Annotated in this window: 22 protein-coding genes; 7 read left to right on the plus strand and 15 right to left on the minus strand. The window is 68.6% G+C overall.

The window, feature by feature from the left end; genetic code table 11:
- The first annotated feature begins 61 nt into the window (after window positions 1-61).
- Window positions 62-1,426, plus strand: a complete 1,365-nt coding sequence (gene glmM, locus BN984_RS06395) for a phosphoglucosamine mutase (protein ID WP_008090906.1) — start codon at window positions 62-64, stop codon at window positions 1,424-1,426.
- A 45-nt stretch (window positions 1,427-1,471) separates the two neighbouring features.
- Here the strand turns inward: glmM and BN984_RS06400 are convergent, their stop codons facing one another.
- The 9 genes from BN984_RS06400 to BN984_RS06440 form a co-directional block, all read right to left on the minus strand.
- Entirely contained in the window at window positions 1,472-1,723 is a 252-nt protein-coding gene (locus tag BN984_RS06400; protein WP_008090907.1) for a hypothetical protein, read from the minus strand.
- Window positions 1,724-1,813: 90 nt separating this feature from the next.
- Window positions 1,814-2,182 carry a phosphoribosyl-AMP cyclohydrolase gene (gene hisI / locus BN984_RS06405; protein ID WP_049967895.1) on the minus strand — a complete coding sequence of 123 codons (369 nt, stop codon included), beginning with the start codon at window positions 2,180-2,182 and terminating at the stop codon, window positions 1,814-1,816.
- A gap of 76 nt (window positions 2,183-2,258) precedes the next feature.
- Complete coding sequence (locus BN984_RS06410; RefSeq protein WP_049967896.1) at window positions 2,259-3,311, minus strand: A24 family peptidase; 1,053 nt, start codon at window positions 3,309-3,311, stop codon at window positions 2,259-2,261.
- Window positions 3,312-3,384: 73 nt separating this feature from the next.
- Window positions 3,385-4,326, minus strand: a complete 942-nt coding sequence (locus BN984_RS06415; protein ID WP_049967897.1) for a hypothetical protein — start codon at window positions 4,324-4,326, stop codon at window positions 3,385-3,387.
- Between the two features lie 121 nt (window positions 4,327-4,447).
- On the minus strand, window positions 4,448-4,837 hold the full coding sequence (fer, locus tag BN984_RS06420; RefSeq protein WP_004974109.1) for a ferredoxin Fer: 390 nt from the start codon (window positions 4,835-4,837) through the stop codon (window positions 4,448-4,450).
- Between the two features lie 140 nt (window positions 4,838-4,977).
- Complete coding sequence (locus tag BN984_RS06425; RefSeq protein WP_181950705.1) at window positions 4,978-6,099, minus strand: inorganic phosphate transporter; 1,122 nt, start codon at window positions 6,097-6,099, stop codon at window positions 4,978-4,980.
- Window positions 6,100-6,242: 143 nt separating this feature from the next.
- On the minus strand, window positions 6,243-7,538 hold the full coding sequence (locus BN984_RS06430) for an O-acetylhomoserine aminocarboxypropyltransferase/cysteine synthase family protein (RefSeq protein ID WP_008090914.1): 1,296 nt from the start codon (window positions 7,536-7,538) through the stop codon (window positions 6,243-6,245).
- Window positions 7,539-7,664: 126 nt separating this feature from the next.
- On the minus strand, window positions 7,665-8,912 hold the full coding sequence (gene metX / locus BN984_RS06435) for a homoserine O-acetyltransferase MetX (protein WP_049967899.1): 1,248 nt from the start codon (window positions 8,910-8,912) through the stop codon (window positions 7,665-7,667).
- Window positions 8,909-10,228: an O-acetylhomoserine aminocarboxypropyltransferase/cysteine synthase family protein gene (locus tag BN984_RS06440; RefSeq protein WP_008090917.1), complete on the minus strand. Its 1,320-nt coding sequence runs from the start codon at window positions 10,226-10,228 to the stop codon at window positions 8,909-8,911. The genes metX and BN984_RS06440 overlap by 4 nt, the downstream gene beginning before the upstream one ends.
- A 171-nt stretch (window positions 10,229-10,399) precedes the next feature.
- On the opposite strand from BN984_RS06440, the gene BN984_RS06445 reads away from it, so the two are divergent.
- The 4 genes from BN984_RS06445 to ligA all read left to right on the plus strand — a co-directional run bounded on the left by BN984_RS06445 (window position 10,400) and on the right by ligA (window position 15,020).
- Window positions 10,400-11,053 carry a helix-turn-helix domain-containing protein gene (locus BN984_RS06445; RefSeq protein WP_008090918.1) on the plus strand — a complete coding sequence of 218 codons (654 nt, stop codon included), beginning with the start codon at window positions 10,400-10,402 and terminating at the stop codon, window positions 11,051-11,053.
- A gap of 99 nt (window positions 11,054-11,152) precedes the next feature.
- Window positions 11,153-12,505: a cytochrome P450 gene (locus BN984_RS06450; protein ID WP_049913331.1), complete on the plus strand. Its 1,353-nt coding sequence runs from the start codon at window positions 11,153-11,155 to the stop codon at window positions 12,503-12,505.
- Between the two features lie 100 nt (window positions 12,506-12,605).
- A complete protein-coding gene (locus tag BN984_RS06455; protein ID WP_049967900.1) occupies window positions 12,606-12,824 on the plus strand; it encodes a hypothetical protein in 219 nt (72 codons plus the stop codon).
- A 96-nt stretch (window positions 12,825-12,920) separates the two neighbouring features.
- Window positions 12,921-15,020, plus strand: coding sequence for an NAD-dependent DNA ligase LigA (gene ligA, locus BN984_RS06460; RefSeq protein WP_049967901.1), 2,100 nt, complete (start codon window positions 12,921-12,923; stop codon window positions 15,018-15,020).
- Between the two features lie 62 nt (window positions 15,021-15,082).
- Here the strand turns inward: ligA and BN984_RS06465 are convergent, their stop codons facing one another.
- The 4 genes from BN984_RS06465 to BN984_RS06480 form a co-directional block, all read right to left on the minus strand.
- Complete coding sequence (locus BN984_RS06465; protein WP_008090922.1) at window positions 15,083-16,006, minus strand: ABC transporter permease; 924 nt, start codon at window positions 16,004-16,006, stop codon at window positions 15,083-15,085.
- The gene (locus BN984_RS06470; protein WP_049967902.1) at window positions 16,003-16,983 is read right to left on the minus strand and encodes an ABC transporter ATP-binding protein; all 981 of its coding nucleotides are present in this window, start codon (window positions 16,981-16,983) and stop codon (window positions 16,003-16,005) included. The genes BN984_RS06465 and BN984_RS06470 overlap by 4 nt, the downstream gene beginning before the upstream one ends.
- 175 nt (window positions 16,984-17,158) lie before the next feature.
- Window positions 17,159-17,434: a hypothetical protein gene (locus BN984_RS06475; protein ID WP_004974087.1), complete on the minus strand. Its 276-nt coding sequence runs from the start codon at window positions 17,432-17,434 to the stop codon at window positions 17,159-17,161.
- Window positions 17,435-17,500: 66 nt separating this feature from the next.
- Window positions 17,501-19,021: a methyl-accepting chemotaxis protein gene (locus BN984_RS06480; protein WP_049967903.1), complete on the minus strand. Its 1,521-nt coding sequence runs from the start codon at window positions 19,019-19,021 to the stop codon at window positions 17,501-17,503.
- A 147-nt stretch (window positions 19,022-19,168) separates the two neighbouring features.
- Between BN984_RS06480 and BN984_RS06485 the strand changes: the two genes are divergently transcribed.
- On the plus strand, window positions 19,169-20,908 hold the full coding sequence (locus tag BN984_RS06485; RefSeq protein WP_049967904.1) for an excinuclease ABC subunit C: 1,740 nt from the start codon (window positions 19,169-19,171) through the stop codon (window positions 20,906-20,908).
- 65 nt (window positions 20,909-20,973) lie between these two features.
- Here BN984_RS06485 and mdh read toward each other — a convergent pair whose 3' ends face one another.
- A complete protein-coding gene (gene mdh / locus BN984_RS06490) occupies window positions 20,974-21,888 on the minus strand; it encodes a malate dehydrogenase (RefSeq protein ID WP_049905028.1) in 915 nt (304 codons plus the stop codon).
- Window positions 21,889-22,094: 206 nt separating this feature from the next.
- Here mdh and BN984_RS06495 point away from each other — a divergent pair, with 206 nt between their 5' ends.
- Window positions 22,095-22,787: an Sjogren's syndrome/scleroderma autoantigen 1 family protein gene (locus BN984_RS06495; protein WP_049967905.1), complete on the plus strand. Its 693-nt coding sequence runs from the start codon at window positions 22,095-22,097 to the stop codon at window positions 22,785-22,787.
- A 281-nt stretch (window positions 22,788-23,068) separates the two neighbouring features.
- Here BN984_RS06495 and BN984_RS06500 read toward each other — a convergent pair whose 3' ends face one another.
- Window positions 23,069-25,663 (minus strand): DEAD/DEAH box helicase, encoded by a 2,595-nt coding sequence (locus tag BN984_RS06500; protein ID WP_049967906.1) that lies wholly within the window; start codon window positions 25,661-25,663, stop codon window positions 23,069-23,071.
- Window positions 25,664-25,911: the final 248 nt, after the last annotated feature.

Consider the following 25,911-nt stretch of genomic DNA (forward strand, 5'->3'; position numbering starts at 1 on the left):
ACGTACCGAGCGAGCCACCAGTTCGGAACGGCTTTGTCGCGCCGGGGTGCACACACACTCAATGAAACTCTTCGGTTCCAGCGGCACCCGCGGCGTGGTGGGTGAGAGCCTCACACCGGAGTTCGTCCTCCGCGTCGCCAAGGCCGCCGGCACGGTCTGGAACGCAGACCGGGTCGCCATCGCACGCGACACCCGAACAACGGGTGAGATGTTCGTCAACGCCGCCGAGTCCGGGCTGGCGAGCGTCGGCGTCGACGTGGACGACCTCGGCGTCGTCCCCACCCCCGCCGCCGTCCGGTACTGCGAGAACCAGGGCGTTCCGGGCGTCGTCATCACGGCCTCGCACAACCCCCCGGAGTTCAACGGCGTCAAACTCGTCGGCGACGACGGCGTCGAACTCGCCGTCGAGGAGTTAGAGCGCATCGAAGACCACATCCTCGCCGAGGAGTTCGACGTGGCCGAGTGGGACGCCGTCGGGAAGACCCGGTGCGTCGAGACGGCGAACGACGACTACCGCGAGGACCTCCTCGCCAGCGTCGACCGCGAGAAAATCGCCGACGCGAACCTCACGGTCGCGCTCGACCCCGGCCACGGCGCCGGGTCGCTCGTCACGCCCGACTTCCTCCGCGAACTCGGCTGTGAGGTCCGCACCGTCAACGCCCAGCCAGACGGCCACTTCCCCGGCCGCCAGTCCGAACCGGTTCCCGAGAACCTCCGCGACCTCGAACGACTCGTTCGTGCGACCGACGCCGACGTGGGAATCGCCCACGACGGAGACGCCGACCGGGCCGTCTTCGTGAACGAGCGCGGCGAGTGCATCTCCGGCGAGGCGTCGCTGGCCGCCCTCGCGGCCGCAGCCCTCCAACCGGGCGACGCGACCGTCTCCGCGGTGAACGTCTCCCAACGGCTCGTCGACGTCTGCGAGGAGGTCGGTGCCGACCTCGAACTCACGCCCATCGGCGCGACGAACCTCATCACCCGCATCCGCGAACTCTGGCGCGAGGGTCGGAACGTCCCCATCGCGGGCGAGGGTAACGGGGGAGTGTTCTACCCCAACTACCGTCTCGTCCGCGACGGCGCGTACATCGCGGCGAAGTTCCTCGAACTCGTCGCCGAGCGCCCGCCGAGCGAACTCGTCGCGCCCTACGAGGACTACTACAACGTCCGCATCAACCTCGAATACGACGAGGAATCCGAGTTGACGGCGATGCTCAACGCCGCCGCAAACTACGCGGAATCCGCCGACGCGACGCCGAACACGACCGACGGCTACCGCCTCGACTACGGCGACGCGTGGGTGCTCGTCCGCCCCTCGGGGACCGAGCCGAAAGTCCGCGTCTACGCCGAGGGGCGCTCCGAGGAGCGCGCGACCGAACTCGCCGAGGACGCCGCCGACGCGCTTCGAAGCGCGGTCACGACGCTGTAACTCGGCGACAGCACCGGGGAGAAAGAATCACTTTTCGCGCGCCACTCACAGGCTAATCGCCGCGAACAGGAGCGCCAGCGCGCCGAACACCAACAGCATGAAGCCGCGTTCGAGGCCGTCGCCGTCGAGTTCGTCGTCCGGCGGGTCCTCGCGGGTCGGGTCGAGGACGAACTCCGGGTCGTCCGAGCGGGCGACCCGACGGGCGGCCGCGGCGCTCTTGAGCAGCCGGCCGCCGAGGGCGAAACAGCCCAGCCCCACGACGATGGCGACCACGGAGATCGGATTGACGCTCAGCATCGGCCGACGCCCGCGGTCATCGGTCGGTCGACCCGTCGGTCGCGATGGTCGACAAAGCGGCCGTCCCCGTCATCGGTCGGCTCGCATCGGTCACTCGTCGTCGTAGACCGCGTCGGGGTCGAAGACGCGCTCGCCGACGTTCTCGCCCTCGACGGTGCGGTAGAAACACGACCGGTGACCGGTGTGGCACGCGCCGACGTTCTGGTTGACGAGATACAACAGGGTGTCCGCATCGCAGTCGACGCGAACCTCCCGAATCTCCTGTGTGTGGCCGCTGGACGCACCCTTCTCCCAGAGTTCGTCGCGGCTCCGCGAGTAGTAGTGCGCCCGACCCGTCTCGACGGTTCGGTCGAGCGCCTCGGGCGAGACGTACGCCAGCATGAGCACCTCTCCGGAGTCGGCGTCCTGCGCCACGGCGGGGACGAGGCCGTCCTCGCCGAAGTCGACATCGACGGTCATGATTCGGGTCACGCAGTGGCCGGGGTTATCTCTTGTGCGTCGCCGCGCGGAAACTACGCACGACCCGCGTGGGTTCTCAGACGATACCGAGCGCGCCGAGGACGCCGAAGAGGATGTCGCCGTAGACGAACGCGACGACGAGACCGACGAACATGGGGACGAGAAACGGAATGCCCGGCGAAATCCAGACCGACTCGCGGGCCGTCACGAGTTCCAGTCCGCCGCGGAGTTTCTCGGGCGAGGTGCCGTAGGCGGTGCCCTCGATGCTGTCGAGGAACTGGGCCGCGCCCCACGGGTCGTCGAACGACGCGTCCGCGTCGGCTTCGGCGGTGTCGCCTCCAGCGCCGTCGTCCGCGGTATCGCCGTCGACCGCATCCTCGTCGTCGAGGTTGGGCGACGCGCCGCCGTCGGTCGCCGCGCGGTGGACCGCGCCGTCGGTCGGGTCGAACGTCTCGCCGATGCTGTCGGGGTCGCGGAGAGCGTCCGGGTCCGAACGCAGGTCCGCGAGCGTGAGGCCGCGCCAGCGGAGGTACATCCGGAGCGCGTCGAGGTCCAGCCCGTTCCGCGTCACGCCCTCGGGCGACTCGAACAGGCGGCCGTGGGCCGTCGAGAGCGACGGGACACCGACGCAGCGGCCGACGAACGAGATGGGGAACTCGAACTCGCCGTCGGCGAGGTTCCGGGCGGCGAGGAACAGCGGGTAGGCGAGGCCGACGATGACCGTGTTCGTGAGAATCGTCATCGAGAAGACGCCGAGGCGGGTGGCGGCGAGCGGGAACTCCGTTCCGGCGAGGGTGTAACTGGGGAACGTCGGGAGCAGGACGGCGAACACCATGAGCGCCTTCGCGTCCGCGCCGCCGAAGCCGCCGAGCCGCCAGAACAGGTACGAAAGCGGGACGACGAAACAGACGCTCACGCCGACGCGAATCAGGTACAGCCGGTCGAACACCGTCTCGGGCGGCAGGTGGCCGACGAGTTCCCACGCGAGCAGGACGAGCCCCAGCGCCGCGAGCGGATACCAGACGACGTTGGGGACGCGCCGCGTGCGGACGTCGCGTACCGCGGTCCACGCGAGGACGGGGAGCACCACCAACCGCAGGAGGTCGGGGAGCGTTCCGATACCGAACATACCCGCAGACTGGGGGCAGGGGAGTTAGGTGTTCGGGACGGGTATCAATCCTGAAACCGAACCCGGCGACGCGTCAGAGCAACGCGAGTTCGACGAAGCCGACGAGCCGAATCGAAAGCGAGAACAGCGCCATCGTGGCCGCGGGAACCCACGCCGACTTCGAGCGGCCGAAACCGAGGGCCGCCACGCCGAACGCGAGCGACCACAGGGCGTGTTCGACGCCGCCGGGAACGTCGGCGAAGACGGTTCCGAGCGCGGCCACGGCGAACAGTCCGAAGGCGAACGCGGGAGCGAGTGTCGGGCGCGAGAGGGGTCGAATCGACCGCTCGACCACGCCTCGGTACGTCACGCCGGCGGCGACGCAGCCGCAGACGGTAGCGACGAGGAGAAGCGAGACGACGCCGACCCGCCACGGCTTCGGGAAGACGACGAGCGTGAACGCGGCGTCCCGAAGCACCGAGTGAAAGAACGTCGCGAGCGCGGCCGTCGTAGCGACGGCGCGCGCGGACGAGAGTCCGACCCGCGACGAGGCGAGGTCGAACACCGCCGCGACGAGAATCCCGAACCCGAGGCCGGTGAGTGCCGCGTCTTCGGCGGTCCGAACCGCCGCCGTCGCGACCGACGCCTCCGGATGGTACGTCCAGCCGAGGAGCGCGGCGAGCGAGGCGTCGAATCCGACCGCAAAGAGGACGCTCGCCGCGATGACGGCGAGCGCGGGAGCGAGAGCCGTCGCCGCCGCGTCGCCGAGTCGGGAGCGCTCGGGAGGCCCGAACGAGAGCGAGACGCCACGATGGCGCGCGTAGACCAGCGTCGGAACCGCGAGGCCGGCGACGTTCGGCGACGCGAGCGCGCCGACTATCGGGACGCCGCGGAGCCTGAGCGCGACCCAGTAGCTGGCCGCGCTCGCCACCGTGAGACAGGCGAGAAAGAGCCCGAGTCGACCGAGTTCGGTCGCTTCGCTCGGGAGCGAATCGTCGGGGCGGAGTTCGCGGACGACGGTCGTGACTCTCGACACGGGTGGAGCGACCGGTCGGCGGGACAAATCGCTGTCGGCCTCTCGGCTCGGACGGGGGCGGAAACGGCGTACCCGTCGGTCACGGGTGCGACGCGTCGAAAGAAATGTTCGGGATAGCGCCTTAGATGACGCGGTTCTGCAGGTAGTCGAGGTGCTTCGCGTTGTAGACGATCTTGACCTCGTCCTCGACCGGCGAACCGATGCAGGTGAGACGGACGTTCTTGTCGTTGACCTCCTCGTCGGAGAGAATCTGCTGCATGTCCATCTCGATTTCGCCCTCCTTCAGGATGGACGCACAGTTCGCACAGGCACCTGCGCGGCAGCTGAAGGGCCAGTCGTAGCCCTGGGCCTCGGCGGCTTCCAGGATGTACTCGCCCTGGTTGACTTCCATCTCACCGTAGTCTTCGGCGTCGAGACCGGCGTCCGCGGCCTGCTCGAAGAGGTCGTCGTCGTCGAGGTCCCAGCCGTTGTCGTCGAGAACTTCGTAGTTGAGGTAGGTTACCGTGGGCATCGACAGAGGATTCGAAGGCCACCCCATTAGACTTTGCTGTTCCGTGCGCCGAATTCGACCCGCGCCGCGGCGGCGGCCGCCCGTTTGTTACATTGTTGACCGTGATAGTCCCGGGTTGACAGACGCGGCGATTGAACGCTTCAGATAACGCCAGCGGAGAACAGCGCGTACGACGCGAGGGCCGAAAGCGAGGGCGTGAGCATCCAGAAGAAGATGACCCGCCCGGTCGTGCCGGGGTCGAACAGGTCCTGCGCGGAGAGTTCGTCGGGGGCTTCCTCGCCCATCTTCGGCACCTCGTCCTCGCGTTCGACGGTGAGGGCATTGACCGATACCTGCGGGGCCTCGCCGCCGCTCAGGGCCTCGCCGAGAGTGACAGTTCGGGTCGCCCGTCCCCAGCCGAGGCCGACGATGCACATCGTCGCGCTCACGGCGAGGCTGGCGGGGATACCGATGGCCGACAGGAAGGAGATGAGCGACGCGCTCACCGTCTCGACGATGAGCGCCGCGAGGATGGGCAACTGCGTGAGGTCGTTGCCGACGGTGTCGAGCGTCCGACGGGCGATGGTGAACGCGCCGAGACCGATGGCGCCGCCGGCGATGAGGATGCCCGTGTTCATCTCGACCGCGCCGTTGCCGACGAGCGGGGCGACCGCGTTGGCGACGTTCGACGCGCCCGCGGAGAACGCCATGTAACAGGCGACGACGACGACGAGGACGGTGCTCCCGAACTCGCGGTACGTCGTGTTCGGCCCGAGTCGCGGTCGCGGAACGCCGCCGTCGCGGTCGAGCCTGACGAGGGCACCGGGGCTCTGGTCGAGTTTGAGCCACGCATCGAGATACGGGTAGATGTACCGACCGATGACCGCGCAGATCCAGAAGGCGATGACGGGCGCGACGATCCACCACGAGATGATTTCGAGCATCACGCCGGAGTCGAGCGACCCGTTGGCGAGGCCGAGACCCGCGATGGCCCCGACCGCCGTCATCGACGTGGAGGCGGGGACGCCGAAGGTGTTAGAGACCAACAGCGCGAGGCCGACGAAAAAGAGGACGGCGACGCTCGCCGCGAGGGTGAACTCGCTTTGCGGGACGATTTCGCCGCCCATCTTGGCGACGACCTCCCTCCCGAGCGTCCACCCGCCGAGGAGCGCGAACCCCGTCATCAGGGCCGCTGCGGCGAGTTTCCCGAGCACACCGCTCCCGACCGCGGGACCGAAGGCGACCCCCGTGGACGAGCCGCCGATGTTGAACCCGACGAACACTGCCACCAGGAGACCGACGAAGAGGAGTGCTTCTACCACGGAGCTACCTACTGGCGCGGGAATAAAAGGAACGGCGGTCGGTGGCCGGCCAGTTCGCCGACGCGGCGGCCGGGAACGACTCGCCCGAGGGGAGCGCGCTCAGTTCAGTTCGACGCGGCGCGAATCGCCTGGTCGAGGTCGTCGATGATGTCGTCGACGTCCTCGATGCCGACCGACAGGCGGACCATGTCGGGCGTGACGCCCGCGGCGGCCTGTTCGTCTTCCGTGAGCTGCTGGTGCGTCGTGGACGACGGGTGGATGACGAGCGTCTTCGCGTCGCCGACGTTGGCGAGGAGCGACGCGAGTTCGACGTTGTTGACGGTGCCCTTGGCGGCCTCGTAGCCGTCGGTGAGGCCGAAGGTAATCATGCCGCCGTAGCCGCCTTCCAGGTACTTCGAGGCCTCCTCGTGGGTCTCGTGGGATTCGAGGCCGGGGTAGTTCACCCACGACACCTTCTCGTGGTCGTCGAGGAACTCCGCGACGGCCTGCGCGTTCTCGCAGTGCGCGCGCATCCGAAGCGGGAGCGATTCGAGCTTTTCGAGCGTCTGCCACGCGTCGAACGGCGACTGGGCGTTGCCGAGGTCGCGCAGGCCGCGGGCGATGCCGGCGTAGGTGAAGCCGGCGGGACCGAACGTCTCGTCGAAGTTGACGCCGTGGTACGCCGGGTTCGGCTTCGCGATTTCGGGGTAGTCGTCGGCGTACTCGTCCCACGGGAAGGTGCCGCCGTCGATGAGGATGCCGCCGATGGTCGTGCCGGCCCCGTGAATCCACTTCGTCGTGGACTGCCAGACGAGGTCCGCGCCGTGCTCGATGGGGTTACAGAGGTACGGCGTGGCGAACGTGTTGTCCACGAACAGCGGCGTCCCGTGGTCGTGGGCGACCTCGGCGATGGCCTCGATGTCCGGCGTCACGAGCGCCGGGTTGCCGATGGTTTCGAGGTGGACGAACGCGGTGTCGTCGTCGATGGCTTCCTCGTAGGCGTCAACGTCGAGCGTGTCCACGAACCGGGTCGTGACGCCGCGGCGCTCGACGGTGTGGGTGAGGTAGGTGTAGGTCCCGCCGTACAGCGACGACGCGGAGACGATGTTGTCGCCGGCCGAGGCGAGCAGGAAGGTAGCGAGGTCGAACGCGGCCATCCCGGACGAGGTCGCGACCGCGCCCACGCCGCCTTCGAGCGACGCGAGGCGCTCCTGCAGCATCCCGACGGTGGGGTTCATCAGCCGCGAGTAGATGTGCCCCGGTTTTTCGAGGGCGAACTGCGCGGCGGCGTCGGCGGCGTCTTCGAAGACGTACGAGGTGGTCTGGTACAGCGGCGGGGCGCGCGCGCCCGTCGCGGAATCGGGACTCTGTCCGGCGTGGAGGCTCCGAGTGTGGAAGCCCGGGCTGTCGTCGTCGCTCATACCCGAACGTCGAATCGAACGGGGGTAAAGCGGGGTGTCGGTCGCAATTCCCGCCGGCTTCTGCGACGTGGGACCGACGCGAAAGAGGAAAACCGCCGGGGAGAAGCAGGAACGACGGAGAGACCGTCAGCGCGAGAACAGCGAGGAGTGGACCGGTGCGAAGTCCTCCTCCTCGTCGGGTTCACCGCCGTCGGTCGCGGTGTCGGTCACGGCGCGGCCCGCGACGCCCTCGTCGACGAAGTCGCCGAGCGGCGGCCCGACCTTCTCTGGTTCGACGAGGAAGGCGTCGTGGCCGTGGTCGGACTCGACGACGTGGTGGGCGACCGGCACGTCGACGCGGCGGAACGCGCCCGCCAGCGACTCCGACTGCTCGGTCGTGAAGTGCCAGTCGCCGGTGAAGGAGACGAGGAGCGACTCGCCCTCGAAGGCGGCGAGGGCAGCCGCGTCGGACTCGTAGCCCTCCGAGAGGTCGAAGTCGTCCATGGCGCGCGTGAGGTACAGGTACGAGTTGGCGTCGAAGCGCTCGGCGAACTTCTCGGCCTGGTAGTCGAGGTAGGACTCGACCTCGCGGTACGGGAAGAACGCGGCCGCGGGGTCCGACGGGAAGGCGTCGCCGCGGTCGCCGCGGCCCGCGGAGCGCCGGCCGAACTTGCGCTCCATCGAGTCCTTCGAGAGGTACATCAGGTGGCCGAGTTGGCGGGCGAGTCCGAGGCCCGCGTCGGGCGTGGCGCTGTCCTCGCCGTAGTAGTCGCCGCCGTTCCAGTTCGGGTCCGAGGTGATGGCGCGGCGAGCGACGGCGTCGATGCCGAGACACTGCGAATCGAGGCGGGCCGCCGAGGCGACGACGGCGAGGCGCTCCACGTCGTCGGGGAACTGCACGGCCCAGTCGAGGGCGTTCATGCCGCCGACGGAGCCGCCGACGACGGCGTGGAGGCGGCCGACGCCGAGGTGGTCGAGCAGGCGGCGCTGGGCACGGGTCCAGTCGTGGACGGTGACCGGCGGGAAGTCGGTCCCCCACGGCTCGCCGTCGGGTCCCTCGCTCGCCGGGCCGCTCGTGCCGTAACACGACCCCGGGACGTTCACGCAGATGACGTAGTAGTCGTTCGTATCGAGCGCCTTGCCCGGCCCGACGATGTCGCCCCACCACGCGCGGGCCTGCCCGGAGACGCCCGACTCGGTGCCGTGGCCGGCGACGTGCTGGCTCCCGGTGAGACCGTGACAGACGAGGACCGCGTTCTGTCCGTCGAACTCGCCGTAGGCCTCGTAGGCGACCTTCAGGTCGGGCAGTATCTCGCCCGACTCGAACTCGTGTTCGCCGATGTCGACCACGTCGGATTCGACCCGGCGACCGGGCGTGGTTCGCGTGCGGCTCATGGCTCCTCCGGGCCCCCGTCGGCCTGCTGACGCAGGGCGTGTTCGATTGCCTGGTCGAGGTCGGCGATGATGTCGTCGGCGTCCTCGATGCCGACAGACAGTCGAAGCATGTCGGGCGCGACGCCCGCGGCGCGCTGTTCGTCCATCGAGAGTTGGGCGTGCGTGGTCGACGCGGGGTGGATGAGGAGCGTCTTCGCGTCGCCGATGTTGGCGAGGAAGCTCACGAGGTCGACCGACTCGCAGACGGTCTTGGCGGCCCCGTAGGCCGCCTCGTCGTCCGCGCCGTCGAGGCCGAAGGTGACCATGCCGGCGTAGCCGCCCTGCAGGTACTCCGAGGCGAGGTCGTGGGTCTCGTGGTCCTCGAAGCCGGGGTAGGTGACCCACGCGACGCCGTCGCGGTCGCGGAGGAACTCGGCGACCTGCCGGGCGTTCTCGCAGTGGGCGCGCATCCGGAGCGCGAGCGTTTCGACGCCCTGAAGCGTCTGCCAGGCGTCGAACGGCGACTGGCAACTGCCGGTGCTCCTGACGGCGCGCTGGCGGACGGCCTCGGCGAAGGCGCGCTCGCCGAACCGCTCGACGAAATCGACGCCGAAGGCGGGGTTCTCGCCGGAGAGTTCGTCGTAGTCGGCCGCGTCCCACGGGAAGGTGCCGCCGTCGACGACGACGCCACCGACGGTCGTGCCGGAGCCGTGGAGCCACTTCGTCGTGGACTCCCAGACGATGTCCGCGCCGTGTTCGATGGGCCGACAGAGTGCTGGTGTGGCGAACGTGTTGTCCACGACGAGCGGGACGCGGTTCTCGTGGGCGACCTCGGCGATGGCCTCGAAGTCCGGCGTCTTCAGCGAGGGGTTCGCCACCGTCTCGACGTGGACGAAGGCGGTGTCCTCGTCGATGGCGTCCTCGTAAGCGTCCACGTCGAGCGTCTCGACGGTCCGGGATTCGATACCGCGCCTGACGGCGGTCTTCGAGAAGTACGAGGCCGTGCCGCCGTACATATCCTCCGAGAGGACGACGTTGTCGCCGACCGACGCGAGAACGGTCGTGAGCGCGTCGAGCGCGCCCATCCCGGAGGCGGTGGCAACCGCGTCGACGCCCGATTCGAGGGCGGCGAGGCGGCGTTCGAGGATGCGGGTCGTCGGGTTGGAGATGCGGGAGTAGACGTCGCCGTCGGCTTCGAGGGCGTACAGGTCCGCGGCGTGGTCCGCGTCGTCGAAGACGTACGACGTGGTCTGATAGAGTGGCGGGGCGCGGGCCCCTGTCGCCGGGTCCGGGTCCTGTCCGGCGTGGAGGCCGAGCGTGCGGAAGCCTCGGTTCATGTATGAGGTGCATAATCTTCGACAGAGGAATAACCGTCAGTTACGGCAAGCGTTGCCCGTGGTTAGGGGTGAAAAGCGGCGGCCAGTTCGGAGGGGAGCCCGGGAGAAACGAGACGCCCCGCGCCGGAGAGTAACTTGCATACCTCGGCGGCGCGAGGGAGGATATAACGCATGAAGTGTCTCCGGGCCCACTTCGACGCCGACGAGAACCCGTTCGGGAGCCCGTACGACGTGTTCGCGGTCGACGGCCGACACCCGTGCGGGGAGCTTCGCGACCTACGGCTCCGGCCCGACGGAACCGTGGTCGAACTCTGCGTCCTCGAAGACGCGCCGCCGGACGTCGAGGCGCGGCTGGCCGACCACCCCGATATCGTCGATTTCGACGCGGGCGAGACGGCCGACGGCGGTGTCGTCTGCCACGTTCATCTCGTCCCCGACGACGACGTGCGCCGCCTCCTCGAACTCGTGGACGAACACGACCTGCTTCTCGACACGCCGATTCGGCTCACCCGCGAGGGCGTCGTCGTCAACGTCCTCGGGAGCCACGCGCAGCTCTCGGGCGCGGTCACGTCGCTGCCCGACTCGCTCACCGACGCGTTCTGCGTGGACGGCCTCTCGGACTACGAACCGGTCCGCGGCGGCGTCCGCGCGGACCTCACCGCCCGCCAGCGCGAAGTCCTCGACACCGCCGTCGAGCGCGGCTACTACGACATCCCGCGTCGGGTGTCGGTCGAGGAACTCGCCGGCGAACTCGGCTGCTCGCAGAGCACCGTCTCGGAACACCTCCGGAAGGTCGAATCGCGCGTGATGAATCGACTCGGGTGACGGCCGCCGGCGTCGCGTCGCCGACTTGGTGGACCACCATATAAAGGGCCGGCCGGCATCGGCAGTAGCGCCATCCCGGTTCCGCCCGTAGCTTCATCCATGTCAGAAGCGACGCAAGGCGGTCGAGAACGACCGCCGAGTCCCCCGTCGAAGCCCGTGGTCCACCACACCCTTCGGTACGCGGACGACCCGCTCGCGTTCGTCACCGGGGTCGCCCGCGAGTACGGTCCGGTCGCCGAGTACGACATCGGCGGCATCTCGTTTTACCAGCTGAGCGACCCCGAACTCGTCGAGCACGTCCTCGTACAGGAGAACCAGCGGTATATCAAAGGCGAGCTGTTTCAGGAATCGCTCGGGACGGTCCTCGGTGACGGCCTGCTCACGAGCGAAGGCGAGTTCTGGCGACAGCAACGCCACCTGATGCAGCCTGCGTTCCTCCCGCAGATGCTCCGGCGCTACAGCGAGGTGATGGTCGACTACACGGAGCGCATGCTGTCGTCGTGGGAAGACGGCGAGACGCGCGACATCCACGAGGACATGATGAGCCTCACTGTCGAAATCGCCGCGAAGACGCTGTTCGACGTGGACATCCGCGAGGAGGAGTCCGCCGTCGGCGACGCCCTCGAAACCGTCATGGACTACTCGTCGACCTCGCTGAAGCGCCCGGTGGACGTGCCCCGGTGGGTCCCCACCCCGCGCAACCGTCGGTATCAGCAGGCGCTGGACGACCTCACCGAGGTCGTCGGCCGCATCGTGACCGAGCACCGCGACGACGACCCCGACCCCGAGGCCAACGACGTCGTCTCGCTCCTGTTGACGTTCCGCGACGACGACGGCGAACCCCTGCCGGACGAGCAGATACGCGACGAACTCGTGACCATCCTCCTCGCCGGCCACGAGACGACCGCGCTGGCGCTCACCTACACGCTCCACCTCCTCGGGACGAACCCCGAGCAGGCGGCGACGCTCCGCGAGGAACTCGACACTGTCCTCGACGGCGAGCGCCCCGGCTTCGGCGACCTCGACGACCTGACCTACACCGAGCAGGTCGTCAAGGAGGGGATGCGGGTCTATCCGCCGGTGTGGGAACTCATCCGCGAGGCCGCCGAACTCGACACAGTCGGCGGCTATCGCGTCGAACCCGGCCAGACCGTCTCGGTCCAGCAGTGGGTGCTCCACCGCGACCCGCGGTTCTACGACGACCCCCTCGACTTCCGGCCGAGTCGGTGGACGAAAGCGTTCGAGCGCGACCTCCCGAAGTACGCCTACTTCCCGTTCGGCGGCGGCCCGCGGCGGTGTATCGGCGACCGCTTCGCCATGCTGGAAGCGCGTCTCGCGCTGGCAACGATTGCCCGGTCGTGGACGGTCGACCCAACCCACGACCTGTCGTTCGACCCCTCGATTACGCTCCGACCCGAGGGGTCGGTCGAGATGGTCGTGAACCGCAGGTGAGCGGTCGGCGGGAGTCGAGTCGTCGGCGCACAGTCTCATCCCCGGCTTCGCCCGCCGTCGTCGCCAACACGCTTATTCCCCGAGACCGAAGACCGGTTTCATGGCCGGAGACTTCCTCCTCGTCGCCGCCGTCTTTCTCGCAGTCGGCCTCCCGGCGGCGGCGTTCCCCTCCCGCGTGTCGAAACTCGGCGAGCGGGTCGACGCCATCGGGAGCAAGACTTCCAACGACGAGGTCGAACCCGCCGAGTGGAACGTGACGCTCACGCGGTTCGTCGGCGTCTTCACGTCCGCGCTCGGAGTCGCCTACCTGTTCGCGTGACGCGGCGCGGTTCGGGCGGGAGTCGTCGCGGCCGGAACGTCACCGTTCGCCGTCACCCCGGAGCGTTTACCCGCCGTCCGGCCGACACCCGAACCAATGAGCGACGCCGACGTCAACGCTGAGTCGAACCCGTACCTCCGCGACCCGCCGACCGAGTTCGAACCCGCCGAGTCGCTCTCGCGCGAAGCGGCCGAAGAACAGGCCGCGCTCCTCCGCGAAGCCGTCCGCGAACACGACCACCGGTACTACGTCGAGGCCGACCCGCTCGTCTCCGACGCGGCCTACGACGCGCTGTTCTCCCGACTCGTCGCGCTCGAAGGCGCGTTCGACCTCGACACGACCAACAGCCCGACGGACCGCGTCGGCGGCGAGCCAATCGACGCGCTGGAGACGGTCGAACACGTCGCGCCCATGCTCTCTATCGACCAGAGCACCGACGCCGACGACCTCCGGGAGTTCGACGAGCGCGTCCGCCGCGAGGTCGGTGAGGTCGACTACGTCTGCGAACCCAAGTTCGACGGCCTCTCGGTCGAAGTCGTCTACGAGGGCGGCGAGTTCGTCCGCGCGGCCACTCGCGGCGACGGCCGACACGGCGACGACGTGAGCGCGCAGGTGAAGACGATTCCGACCGTTCCCCTCTCGCTCCGGGGAGACCACCCGGGCCGACTCGCCGTCCGCGGCGAGATTTACATGCCGAAGTCCGACTTCAGCGACCTCAACGCCCGGCGCGTCGAGGCCGGCGAGGACGCCTTCGCCAACCCCCGGAACGCGGCCGCCGGGACGCTCCGCAACCTCGACCCCTCGGTCGTCGCCGACAGACCGCTCGCGGTCTTCTTCTACGACATCCTCGACGCGAGCGCGCGACCCGACAGCCAGTGGGCGGCGCTGGACCGCCTGCGCGAGTGGGGCCTCCGCGTCGCCGACCGGGTCGAGCGCGCCGAGGACGTAGCGGGGGCCATCGACTACCGGAACCGGATGCAGGCGGCCCGCGACGACCTCGACTACGAAATCGACGGGACGGTCATCAAGGTGGACTCGCGGGAGGCCCGCGAGCGCTTGGGCGAAAAGAGTCGCTCGGTCCGCTGGGCGTTCGCCTACAAGTTCCCCGCCCGCCACGAGGTGACGACCGTCCGCGACATCGTCGTGCAGGTCGGGCGGACAGGCCGGCTCACGCCGGTCGCCATCCTCGACCCCGTCGACGTGGGCGGCGTCACCGTCTCGCGGGCGACGCTCCACAACCCCGACGAGATAGCCGCCCTCGGCGTCGCGGTCGGCGACCACGTCCGCGTCAAACGCGCCGGCGACGTGATTCCGCAGGTTGTCGAAGTCACGGAGGACGGCGGCGGAAGCTACGAGTTCCCCGACGAGTGCCCGGTCTGCGGGAGCGCGGTTGACCGCGACGGCCCGCTGGCGTTCTGCTCGGGCGGACTGTCGTGTCCGGCCCAGCGGGAGGCCTCTATCGGCCACTTCGCGGTCAAGGGCGCGATGGACATCGACGGCCTCGGCGGGGAGCGCGTCTCCCAGCTCGTTGACGCCGGCCTCGTCGAGACGGTCGCCGACCTGTACGGCCTGACGGTCGACGACCTCGCCGAGTTAGCGGGCTGGGGCGAGACGAGCGCCGAGAACTTCGTTGCCGCCGTCGAGAACTCGACGAGCCCGTCGCTCGACTCGTTCCTCGTCGGCCTGAGCATCCCCGAAGTCGGCGAGGCGACCGCCCGCGGTCTCGCCCGCGAGTTCGGGTCGATCGAGGCGTTTCCCATCGAATCCGACGCCGACGAAAGCGAGTTCGACGCGTTCGAAGAACGTCTGACGACGGTGCCCGACGTGGGCGAGACGGTCGCGCGCCGCGTCCGCGACTTCTTCGAGAACGCGGACAACCGCGCCGTGATTCGCGCGCTCCTCGACCGCGGCGTCGACCCCGACCCCGTCGAATCGGGCGGCGACGAACTCGACGGCCTGACGTTCGTCGTGACCGGGACGCTCGCCGCGAGCAGGGGCGACGTGAAGGACCTCGTCGAATCCCACGGCGGCAGCGTCACCGGTTCCGTCTCGGGCAACACCGACTACCTCGTCGTCGGCGAGAACCCCGGCCAGTCGAAGCGCGACGACGCCGAGGCGAACGACGTGCCGACGCTCACGGAAGCCGACTTCGAAGAACTGCTCGCGGAGCGCGGCGTGGCGTACCCGCCAGAATAGTCGGCAGTCGGTGGGGAGTCGCGAAAGCGGTCGTTACCGCCTCGGCGGTCCGCGTCTCCGCTTCAGAGGTCCGCCTTCTGGAACGCGCGGTAGCCGAGCAGCGGCGGGACGACGATCCACGCGAGGAGGATAGCGAGGATGAACGGCCCGGTGAAGTAGAACGGAAGCGCCTCGCTGAAGGTCGCCTCGATGGCGAGTCGCTCGCCGAGTCCGGCCTTGAACAGGCGGGCGGCGACCGCGGGGCCGTACAGCTCCGCGACCAGCGTCTCGTAGGCCCGAAGCGGGTTCAGGTACTTGATGAAAAGGCGCATCTGGACGACTTGGGGCGCGGTCAGCGCGGTGAGACCGAGCTGCTCGATGACCCAGTTGACGAGCCGCGGGACGCCCGTCGCGACCGTCGACCAGAGGACGGCGAAGATGAAGTACAGCCCGACAGTGCCGAACAGCGCCTGTCGCTGGGACGCCGAGGTCGCGGAGAGCCAGACGCCGATGGAGACGAACGCCGTGGCGAGAAGCCCCGAGAGTGCGACCTGTCCCGCGTAGGAGACGAACATGACCTGCCCGCCGGTGAACAGCATCGCGAAGAGGGCGACGACGAAGCCGACGAGCATCGAGATGATGACGACGAGCGTGCGGCCGACGAGCTTTCCGAACACCACGTCGCGCCGGGAGTTCGGCAGCGACAGCAGGAGCTTGATGGTGCCCGACTCGCGCTCGTCGATGAGCGAGCCGTGGGCCGTTACGAGCGCGATGAGCGCGAGGACGAACCCGAGCATGCCCGCGTAGGAGAAGTTGAACAGCCCGCCCGGCGCGGTGGTGAGGCCGAACAGCGTCTCGGAGTTCGCGCCCGCGCCAGAGAGCAGGACGCCGTAGAACAGCGCCGTCGACCCGCCGATGAGGAGGGCGAAAAACAGCGTCAGGCCGAGGAGCCACCGCGACCGGAGGGCGTCGCGGAAGTCCTTGCGCGCGACCGATTCGAGCGTCATGCTGTCACCTCCGGTTCGCCGGCCGAGTCGTCACCCTCGGTGTACGCGAGGAAGATGTCCTCCAGCGACGCGGAGTCAGTCTCGAAGTCGGCCACCGTGGCACCGTTCGATTCAACCGCTTCGATGACGCGCGTCTTCGCGTCGTCGGTACAGCCGACGACGAGGCGGTCGCCGTCCGATTCGACCGACGAGACGCCGTCGAGGGCGCGGACAGCGTCGAGGTCTGCGTCGCCGTCGACGTCGAGTCGGAGAACCGAGTCGGTCTCGATTCGGCTACGGAGCCCCTCGATGGTGTCCTCGGCGATGAGCTCGCCGTCGCGCATGATGCCGACGCGGTCGCAGACCGCCTCGACCTGTCCGAGGACGTGGCTGGAGAAGAACACCGTCGCGCCGCGGTCGGCCTCGGTGCGGACGATGTCGCGCATCTCGCGTGCGCCGGCGGGGTCGAGACCGGAGGATGGCTCGTCGAGGACGAGGAGGTCGGGACTCCCGGCGAGCGCCATCGCGAGCGCGAGGCGCTGGGACATCCCCTTGGAGTAGCCGCCGGCGCGGCGGTCCGCCTCGTCGGGGTCGAGGCCGACGCGGGAGAGCAGTTCGTCGGGGTCGTCGTCGGCTTCCTTGGACTCGATGGCGAACTCGACGTGTTCGCGCCCGGTCAGCCGGTCGTACACCTCGTAACCTTCGGGGAGCACGCCGGTCCGACGCCGGACGGCCACGCTCTCGGCCTGCGCGTCGTGTCCGAGCACGCGGACGGACCCGCTCGTCGGGCGCACGAAGTCGAGAAGCATGTTGATAGTCGTCGATTTTCCGGCACCGTTGGGACCGAGGAACCCGAAGACCTCACCCTCCGCAACGGAAAACGTGAGGTCGTCGACGGCGGTGACGCCGTCGGCGTCGGACGACGGGAGGAGAGAATCGAACAGTCCCTCGTCGTCTTCGAACCGTTTCGTCACCCCGTTCAGTTCGATGGCGGCCATGGGCGGGCCTGCGTCGTACTGGGTTAAAGGGTTTTAGGTGCAAAAATCACGGGCGATAACATTCCCGCGCGGAGCGGGGGGTCAGACGGAGGAGGTTACATCGCCGCAGTCGTGCGATTCGGTCGGCTTCGACGGCCGGTATCGACGGTCGACGTCGACGGTCGGCGGGGCCGCCTCAGACCTCTTCGTCGGGTTCGTGGGAGTCAGCCATCTTCGTGGCCTCCGTCGCGTACCGCTCGCGCAGGTCGTCGTCACTTACTGGTTCGAGGTTCTCGGTCGGCGCGTCGATGGCGGCGGTCACGGTCATCCGGCGCTGGTGCATCACGGCCGCGGCGAGCTCCTTCCGGAGTTCGTACTCGCCGTCCGGCGTCGCGTAGATGAGGATGATGAGGTCCCGGTCGTCGTAGGACCGCTCGACCAACCAGAGCCGCGTCGTGTCGTCGTCGCTCATGGCCCGTGGTTCGGACGGGGTTCCCTTACGCGTGCCGGCATCGACGCCGGCCGTTCGGAACCCGACTCAGGAGCTATTGCCCGTCAGCTCCTCGACTTCCATGGCGAGCGACGACAGCGCCTGCGTGCTCTCGTCGGTCGCGCTGACGATGCTGTCGACCGCGCCCTCGGTCTCGACGGTCCGGTCGCGCACGTCCTCGATGGTCGCGGTCAGTTCCTCGACCGCCTCGGCCTGCTCGTCGGTCGCGCGGGAGACCTCCGCGACGCCGTCGGCGGCGGTGTCGATGGAGGTGGCGATTTCCTCGAACGCCGCCAGCATCTCGGAGATGCGGTCGTCGGCGTGCTCGATGCGGTCGTTCGACTCCGTCGCCGCGTGGACCGCCTCGCCGGTCTGCGACTGGATGTCCTCTATCTGCGCGGTGATGTCTTCGGTGTGCTGGCGCGTCTCGTCGGCGAGCGACTTGACCTCCTCCGCGACGACGGCGAACCCGTCGCCGTCCTCGCCGGCGCGAGCGGCCTCGATGTTCGCGTTGAGCGCGAGCAGGTTCGTCTGTTCGGCCACCTCGGAGATGACCTCAACGACCGCCTCGATGTCGTCCATGCGGCCGCCGAGTTCGGTCACGCGGTCGACGAGTTCGTCGCCCATCGTGACGACGCTCTCGGTCGCCTCTCGCGCCTCGCTGTTGGCCTCGCGGCCCTCGGCGGCCGCCTGCCGCGCCTCCGTAGCCGCCGTGTCGACCTCGTCGGCGGTCGCGGCGACCTCCTCCATCGTCGCGCTGAACTGCTGCATCTGGGTCGCGCCCTCGTCGAGGAGGTCGCGCTGTTCCTCGACGTTGTCGACGATGGCGTCGGCCGCCGAGGCGGCCCGCGTGACCGCCGCGGTCGCCGTCTCCGTCTCGTCTTCGACGTTCGACGCCAGCGTCGAGAGGTTGCGCGCCGTCTCGTTGACCGCGTCGACGACGAGGTAGAGCTGGTCGTCGACGGCCCCGCTCTCGTCTATCGTCGCCCGCGCGTCCAGGTTGCCCCCGCTCAACTGGGTCAGCGTCGATTCGACCTCGGAGACGAGCGCGGCAACCTCGCGGTGGCGCTCGACTTCCGTCGTCCGGTTGCGGACGGTCTGGAGGACGCCGACGAGCTCGTCGTCCTCGTAGAGCGGCATCGCCGTGTGCCGGGCGTGGCAGTCGTCGCCGTTCACGTCCGCAAACGTCTCCTCTACGGCGTAGAGCAGGCGGTCGGAGTCGTCGAGTTCCACGCCGTCGAGCGCCGCCGCGTCGCGGGGGTTGTCGAGGACCTGCCCCGCGAGCACGCTGGCCGCGGAGTCGCCGTAGAAGGCATCACCGAGGTCGCGTCGGCCCAGCGCGGCGTCCGCGGACGTGCCGGTCAACGACTCGACGCCGGCGTTCCACGCCGCGATGCGACCCTGCTCGTCGAGGACGAACGCCGGGAGGCCGACGCCGTCGAGCAGTACGTCGTCGTCGACGTTCAAGTCCGGCGCGTCCGTGGCGGAACCGGCGACGATTCCGCCGTCCGGTAACGGAGTCTCCTCGCCGAACCACGAGCGGACGCGTGAGAGTATACCAAGTGACATTAGAGGCCACGTTTCAGAGCATCACAGGAGTATCTTTCGAGCATATTATCAAATTAGATAACATCCGAGGCGGCGAGACGACCGAATCGACCGTCCCGCTCGCTCGACGCGTCAGCCTCAAGCCCTTCGCGCGGTAAGCCACCCCAGATGGACCCTGCCGCGGTCAGCGAACGAGCCAGCGCGCTTCCGTCGGACCCCGGCGTGTACCAGTTCGTCGCCGGCGACGCGGTGCTGTACGTCGGGAAGGCTGTCGACATCCGCGCGCGGGTTCGGTCGTACGCCGACCCGCGGTCGGAGCGCATCTCCCGGATGATCGACCGCGCGGAGCACATCGACTTCGCCGTTACCGACACTGAAACGCAGGCGCTCCTCCTCGAAGCCAACCTCATCAAGCGCCACCAGCCGCGCTACAACGTCCGCCTGAAGGACGACAAGTCCTACCCGCTCGTCCAACTGACGGCCCACGCGGTCCCGCGCATCGAGGTCACTCGCGACCCCGAGGACTCCGCGACCGTCTTCGGACCGTACACCGACAAGGGCCGCGTCGAGACGGTCGTGAAGGCGATTCGGGAGACCTACGGCCTTCGCGGCTGTTCGGACCACAAGTACTCGAATCGCTCGCGGCCGTGTCTCGACTACGAGATGGGCCTGTGTACGGCTCCCTGTACCGGCGAAATCGCGGAGCGCGACTACCGCGAGGACGTGGAGTCGGCAGTTCGATTCTTCGAGGGCGAGACGGGCGCCCTCGCCGACCCGCTCCGGCGAGAGATGGAAGCCGCCGCACAGGACGCGGAGTTCGAGCGCGCCGCCAACCTCCGCGACCGGTTGGAAGTCGTCGAGTCGTTCCACGGCGCGGGCGAAGACGCCGTCTCGGCGCAGACCGACGAGCGCGCCATCGACGTGCTCGGCGTCTCGCTCCGCGGCGACTCGGCGACGGTCGCGCGACTCCACGCCGAGCGCGGCCAGTTGGTCGACCGGACCCGCCACCACCTCGACGCGCCCGAGGGCGAAGACCGCACGGCCGCCGTCCTCTCGGCGTTCCTCGCGCAGTTCTACGCCGAGCGCGAACTCCCCGACGCGGTCGTCCTCTCGGAGCATCCGGACGACGAGGACGTGGTCGCGTGGCTCGAATCGGAGGGCGTGGGCGTCCGCGTCCCCGGCGCGGGCCGCGAGGCGAAACTGGTCGAACTCGCCCTGAAGAACGCCCGCCGACGCGCCGGCCGCGACGACGGACTCGCCACGCTCGCCCGCGAACTCGACCTCGACGTGCGCCGCGCCTCCCGCATCGAGGGCTTCGACGTGAGCCACGCGCAGGGCAAGGCCGTCGTCGGCAGCGACGTGTGCTTCGTCGAGGGGAGCGCCGAAACCTCGGACTACCGCCGGCGGCGACTCCCCGAGCGCAACGACGACTACGCGAACATGCGAGAACTCGTCCGCTGGCGGGCGACCCGCGCGCTGGAGGGCCGCGACGACCGCCCGGACCCCGACTTACTCCTCATCGACGGCGGGAAGGGACAGTTGAACGCCGCGCTCGACGCCCTCGACGAGACCGGCTGGGACGTGCCCGCCGTCGGCATCGCCAAGGACCGCGAACTGGTGGTCACCCCCGACCGGACGTTCGACTGGCCGGACGACGCGCCGCACCTGCACGTCCTCCAGCGCGTCCGCGACGAGGCCCACCGCTTCGCCGTCCAGTACCACCAGACGCTCCGCGACGAGGTGAAGACCGTCCTCGACGACGTACCCGGCGTCGGCGAGAAGACCCGCCGGGCGCTGCTCACGCGGTTCGGCAGCGTCGAAGGCGTCCGCGAGGCGTCGCTCGAGGACCTGACGGACGTGCCCGGCGTCGGCGAGAAGACGGCCGATGAACTGAAGCGACGGCTCTGAGGGGAGTCGAGCGCGTCGGGTGAAAAAGACGGATTGGATTCGTCGCGCGAGCGAGCCGGAGCGGCTTACGCGATTTTGTTGTACTGGTCGCGGAGCTTCTCGGCCGCGTCGTCCATGAGGTCGGCCTCGTAGTCGTCGAGGTCCCACTCGACGACTTCCTCGATGCCGTTCGAGCCGAGCTTGACGGGGACGCCGAAGGCGGTGTCCTCGTAGCCGAACTCGCCGTCGAGGACGAGCGAGCCAGGGAGCACTTCGCCGGTGTCGTGCAGGACGGCCTCGACCATGTGGGCGACGCCGGTCGCCGGGCCCCACTGGGTCGCGCCCTTGCGCTCGATGACGTCCATGGCGGACTCCTGGAGGTCGCCGAGAATCTCGTCTTTCTCGTCGCCGGAGAAGGCAGGGTCGTTGCCGTCGACGCGGACCTTCGAGAAGACGGGCACCTGTGCGTCGCCGTGCTCGCCGAGGATGGTCGCTTCGACGTTCTTGACCGGCACGTCGAAGCGCTGGCTCAGCACGTAACGGAAGCGGGCGGAGTCGAGGCGGCCGCCGAAGCCGATGACTTTGTGGCGGTCGCGGTCGCCCGTCTCGTAGAGGTGGCGGTTGAGCAGGTCGACGGGGTTCGACGTGGTGATGGAAACGAAGTCGTCGTTGTGCTCCGCGAGCGAGGAGCCGATGTCGTCCATGATGGGGGCGTTGTCGCCCGCGAGGTCGATGCGGGTCTGTCCCGGCTGCCGCGGGATGCCCGCCGTGATGACGACCACGTCGGAGCCGGCGGTGTCCTCGTAGCCGCCCTGCGTCACGACCGTGTTGGAGTCGTACGCGATGCCGTGGTTCGTGTCCGCCGCCTGTCCGACCGTCTTGTCTTCCATCTTCGGGATGTCGACGAACACGAGTTCGTCACAGACATCGCGAAGCGCGAGGTTGTACCCAGCCGCGGCGCCGACCGTCCCGGCCGCACCAATCACGCTAACTTTCGTCATACCACATTAACCAGGCTGTGGATTCCGAGTAAACGTTTCGAAACGGGCACCGAAGCGCCGTCTGTCGATTATCTGTTCGTCAGTCGTCGAATTTCGACCGACAGCGGCGGGGTGTGGTCGGCCGCGAGAGCCGGTGAGACCGTCGGTGACGGACCCACCCGAGCGACGCCGTGGGGTTTTTCGACGCACGTCGCGTCCACACGCACATGAGCGACTTCGATAAGGAAGCAGAGCGGCAGCGACTTCGGGAGAAGTACGAACGAGACGAAAAGAAGCGCCGTTCGACCCAGCGCATGAGCGAGTTGCTCCTCAAGGGCGCGACGATGACGAACAAACACTGCGACAACTGCGGCGACCCGCTGTTCCGCTACGAGGGACAGGTGTTCTGTCCGACCTGTCAGGCCGAGGGGCAGGTCGCGGCGGACGCGGACCAAGACGCGGAGCGGGCCGCCGAGGCGGCCGTCGAAGCCGACGTGTCCGAGGCCGGGGTCGAGGCCTCGTCCGGCGGAGCGACCGAGTCCGTAGAGAGCGCCGATGCGGCGGCCGACTCTGCGGCGGTCACCGCCGAGGCGTCGGACTCCGAGCGACCACAGGCCGGAACGCGACAGCCGGCGCAGGGCCAAGGAACCCGCGTCGCCGACGAGGCGCGCCGCGACCCCACCGGCGTGAACGGGCGTGCTGCGACCCCGCCGGCGCGAACCGCAGGCGACCAGAGGGCGACCGGGCAGCGTGCACGCCGCGAGGTCGCCGGCGACGTCACCGACGCGCGCGAGTCGCTCGTGCGGACGCTGACGTGGGCCGCCGAGCGCGCCGAGTCGACCGACGACCCGCGGCGGGCGACCGAGTACCTGGCCGCCGCGCGCGAGGCCGCCGAGGCCATCTCCGCGCTCGACCGATAACCGACCCGCGAACCGCAATCTCTCTCGGCGGTTGAAATCAACACACTGCGGTCCCTCTGTTTCGGAGATGCACACTCATCCACACCGGCGGCACCGACGCGAGCAAACGCGCTCGACGTCGCCATCGAGACGGCGGTCGGGCTGGCGGGAACGTTCACCTCGTGGCGGCAACGAAGACCGAGTCGTCGAACGAGCCGACTTCGAAAGCGCCACCGAACGGTGCTTCGGACCGAGCCCATCTGACCCTCGTCTCCTGACGCGCCTACGGGCAGGAAAACCGCTCAGCGATACTCCGCCCCGACGACCTCGCGGATTCGCTCGGCGGTAACTTGGCCGACGCCACGGACCTCTTTGAGGTCGTCCTCGTTGGCGGTCATGACCGCCTCGACGCTCCCGAACGCTTCGAGCAGCGTCCGCGCCGTGACCGGGCCGATGTCGGCGATGGCGGAGACGACGTACTCCTGTTGCTCGTCGAGCGTCTTCGCGCTCTTGCCGCCGTGAACGCTCACGGTGCGCTCGCGGTCCGTCTGCTCGCGGGTGGCGATGGTCGCCAGCATCTCCGCGGTGTCGTCTTCGTCCTCCGTGAACAGCACGCTCACGTTGAAGTCGACCGCGACCGACGACAGCGCCCCCCGAATCGCGCCGGGGTGGATGTTCCGCTCCTCGTAGAGACCACGACCCTCGATGATGAGAAGTGGCCGGGCGTAGTGACGCGTGAGGTCCGCTATCTGTTCGAATATCGAGCGGTCGCCGCCAGTGAGCGTGTCGAGGAAGTCCGAGACGCTCTTTCGTTCGACCGCGACGCGGTCCGAGAGGACGTAATCGCCGACCGCGAGCGTCTCCAACCGGGTCGTCAGGTCCTCGCGCTTCGAGAGAGTGCGGGCGATGTTGGAGTCGAGTTCGCGCTGGTCAACGACGATTTCGACGGTCTCCTCGTCGTCCGTTCCTGCCGCGGCGACGGTGGCCAGTTCGCCCGACTCGTCGCCTTCGGTCTCTGACGACAGGTTGGCATTGGAATCGTTCGAGTCCTCGTCTCGGACGGGCGCGTCGTCGCTGTCGTCGCCGTCATCACCATCTTCCGCCCGCGCCAGTTCCTCGTCGGAGGGACCGAAGTCGGCGAGGCCGGACTGTCCGTCCGAGTCGGTCGCCGCGGCGGCCGCGGTCTGTCCGTTCGAGGCGGTCGGTGCGGCGTCCGACGCTCCGTTTGCACCGTTCTCGGTCGCGGCGTCAACCCCCCCGTTTCCGGTGGAACCCTCCGAATTCTGGGTGGATTTTCCGTCGTCTCCCGCGAACGCCGAGAGGTCGCGCTGGGAGGGGTCGAGTTCGGCTTCGAGGTCGTCGGCCGCACCCTTGAGGTCGCGAAGCTCGTTTTGCATCGTCTTCTCGCGACGGCGCGATATCCAGAAGTACGCCTCGTCGCGGGTGTCCTCGGCGAGGAGGACGACCACGCGACCGTCGGCCTGACGACCGGTCCGACCCTTCCGCTGGATGGACCGGATGGCCGTCGGCACGGGTTCGAAAAAGAGCACGAGGTCGACCTCGGGCACGTCGAGGCCCTCCTCCGCGACGGAGGTCGAGACCAGCACCTCGAACTCGCCGCTTCGGAACTTGTCGAGGGTCTCCTGCTGTTCGTTCTGGGTCATCCCGTCGGAGCCCTCGCGGTCGCCCTGCCCGACGAACCGCCGGACGGAAAAGCTCTCCGAGAGGAACTCCGTGAGCGCCTCGGCCGTGTCGCGGGACTCGGTGAAGACGATGACGCGCTCGCCGTCCTGAATGCCGAGCGTCTCCGCGAGGAGGATGCGCGTCTTCCTGAACTTCGGGTGGAGGCCGTCGAACGACTCGGCTTTCCGCATCGCCTCGCGGACCTTCGGTTCGGCGACGAGTCGCTGGCTGGCCTTCGACGCGCCCGACGACCGGGCGGCGTTGCGCTGGCGCTCGAAGTACCGCCGGACCGACTCGACCGATTGGGTCTCCACGAGTTCGACAGCCCGGCGGAGCTTCATCACCTCCGCGTGCGTGGACATACCCTTGTAGCCCTCCGACTTGTCCGCGTTCATCAGCCGCTGTAGCTCCGCGCGCATCCGGTTGAGCTTCTTCTGCGAGATATCGGGCTTCGTCGACTTGGTGACGCCCAACTGCTTGAGTTTCTCCAGGCGGTCGGTGATGACCTCGTTGAGGGCGTCGCGTATCTCCAGAATCTCGTCGGGGAGTTGGATGCGGTTCCACTCCACGTCCGTGTCGTGGGTGTACTCCGACACGTCGGCGTCCTCCTCGGTCATCACCTCCACGTCGACGATGCCGAGGTTCTCACAGACTTCGAGGATGGCCTCCTCGTCGCCGCCCGGCGAGGCGCTCATCCCCGTGACGAGCGGGTCTTCGGCGTCGGCGTGGTAGCGCTCTGCGATGTAGACGTAGGCGTAGTCGCCGCTCGCGCGGTGGCACTCGTCGAAGGTGAGGTGCGTCACGTCCCGAAGCGAGATGCGGTTGCCGATGAGGTCGTTTTCGATGACCTGCGGCGTGGCGATGACAATCTGGGCCTCCTGCCAGAGTTCAGCCCGGTCGTCGGGCCGAACGTCGCCGGTGAAGACGACGATTTCGTCGTCCGGGACGTTCAGCGCCTCGCGGTAGAAGTCGGCGTGCTGTTGGACGAGCGGCTTCGTCGGCGCGAGAAACAGCGACTTCCCGCCGACGTCGTAGAGCCGCTGGGCCGTGACGAGTAGGCTGACGGTCGTCTTCCCGAGGCCGGTGGGGAGACAGACTAGTGTGTGGCCGTTGCGCGCGGTACCGGCGAGGCGAATCTGATAGAGCCGTCGCTCGATGAACGACGGCGCGAGTAGCGGGTGGTCCACGTACGCAACGTCCTCGGAGGCCGACATCGGTGACGATTACGCGTCCTCGCCGATAAGGGTTCGCAGAGCGGGGTGAAAGTAAAGCGGTCCGCCGGTGGAAACCGCGGCGGTCGTTACCCCGCGCTGTCGGCGGTGTCGAGGTCGAGGTCGTCTGGTCGCGCGGACGGGAGCGACGCTCCGAGGAGCGACGCCCACTCGGCGACTTTTTCGTTGTGCGGATTGGACATAGCGCTTCCCCAAGGAGATATACTCTCAACTATCGTATATAACGATTG

It is taken from the genome of Haloferax prahovense, assembly GCF_000723845.1.
Classification (GTDB): domain Archaea; phylum Halobacteriota; class Halobacteria; order Halobacteriales; family Haloferacaceae; genus Haloferax; species Haloferax prahovense.

Excerpts from the sequence above, each read along its gene's own strand:
- glmM (WP_008090906.1), top strand. The coding sequence starts at position 62 with ATGAAACTCTTCGGTTCCAGCGGCACCCGCGGCGTGGTGGGTGAGAGC.
- BN984_RS06400 (WP_008090907.1), bottom strand. The coding sequence starts at position 1,723 with ATGCTGAGCGTCAATCCGATCTCCGTGGTCGCCATCGTCGTGGGGCTG.
- hisI (WP_049967895.1), bottom strand. The coding sequence starts at position 2,182 with ATGACCGTCGATGTCGACTTCGGCGAGGACGGCCTCGTCCCCGCCGTG.
- BN984_RS06410 (WP_049967896.1), bottom strand. The coding sequence starts at position 3,311 with ATGTTCGGTATCGGAACGCTCCCCGACCTCCTGCGGTTGGTGGTGCTC.
- fer (WP_004974109.1), bottom strand. The coding sequence starts at position 4,837 with ATGCCCACGGTAACCTACCTCAACTACGAAGTTCTCGACGACAACGGC.
- BN984_RS06430 (WP_008090914.1), bottom strand. The coding sequence starts at position 7,538 with ATGAGCGACGACGACAGCCCGGGCTTCCACACTCGGAGCCTCCACGCC.
- metX (WP_049967899.1), bottom strand. The coding sequence starts at position 8,912 with ATGAGCCGCACGCGAACCACGCCCGGTCGCCGGGTCGAATCCGACGTG.
- BN984_RS06440 (WP_008090917.1), bottom strand. The coding sequence starts at position 10,228 with ATGAACCGAGGCTTCCGCACGCTCGGCCTCCACGCCGGACAGGACCCG.
- BN984_RS06445 (WP_008090918.1), top strand. The coding sequence starts at position 10,400 with ATGAAGTGTCTCCGGGCCCACTTCGACGCCGACGAGAACCCGTTCGGG.
- BN984_RS06450 (WP_049913331.1), top strand. The coding sequence starts at position 11,153 with ATGTCAGAAGCGACGCAAGGCGGTCGAGAACGACCGCCGAGTCCCCCG.
- BN984_RS06455 (WP_049967900.1), top strand. The coding sequence starts at position 12,606 with ATGGCCGGAGACTTCCTCCTCGTCGCCGCCGTCTTTCTCGCAGTCGGC.
- ligA (WP_049967901.1), top strand. The coding sequence starts at position 12,921 with ATGAGCGACGCCGACGTCAACGCTGAGTCGAACCCGTACCTCCGCGAC.
- BN984_RS06465 (WP_008090922.1), bottom strand. The coding sequence starts at position 16,006 with ATGACGCTCGAATCGGTCGCGCGCAAGGACTTCCGCGACGCCCTCCGG.
- BN984_RS06470 (WP_049967902.1), bottom strand. The coding sequence starts at position 16,983 with ATGGCCGCCATCGAACTGAACGGGGTGACGAAACGGTTCGAAGACGAC.
- BN984_RS06475 (WP_004974087.1), bottom strand. The coding sequence starts at position 17,434 with ATGAGCGACGACGACACGACGCGGCTCTGGTTGGTCGAGCGGTCCTAC.
- BN984_RS06480 (WP_049967903.1), bottom strand. The coding sequence starts at position 19,021 with ATGTCACTTGGTATACTCTCACGCGTCCGCTCGTGGTTCGGCGAGGAG.
- BN984_RS06485 (WP_049967904.1), top strand. The coding sequence starts at position 19,169 with ATGGACCCTGCCGCGGTCAGCGAACGAGCCAGCGCGCTTCCGTCGGAC.
- mdh (WP_049905028.1), bottom strand. The coding sequence starts at position 21,888 with ATGACGAAAGTTAGCGTGATTGGTGCGGCCGGGACGGTCGGCGCCGCG.
- BN984_RS06495 (WP_049967905.1), top strand. The coding sequence starts at position 22,095 with ATGAGCGACTTCGATAAGGAAGCAGAGCGGCAGCGACTTCGGGAGAAG.
- BN984_RS06500 (WP_049967906.1), bottom strand. The coding sequence starts at position 25,663 with ATGTCGGCCTCCGAGGACGTTGCGTACGTGGACCACCCGCTACTCGCG.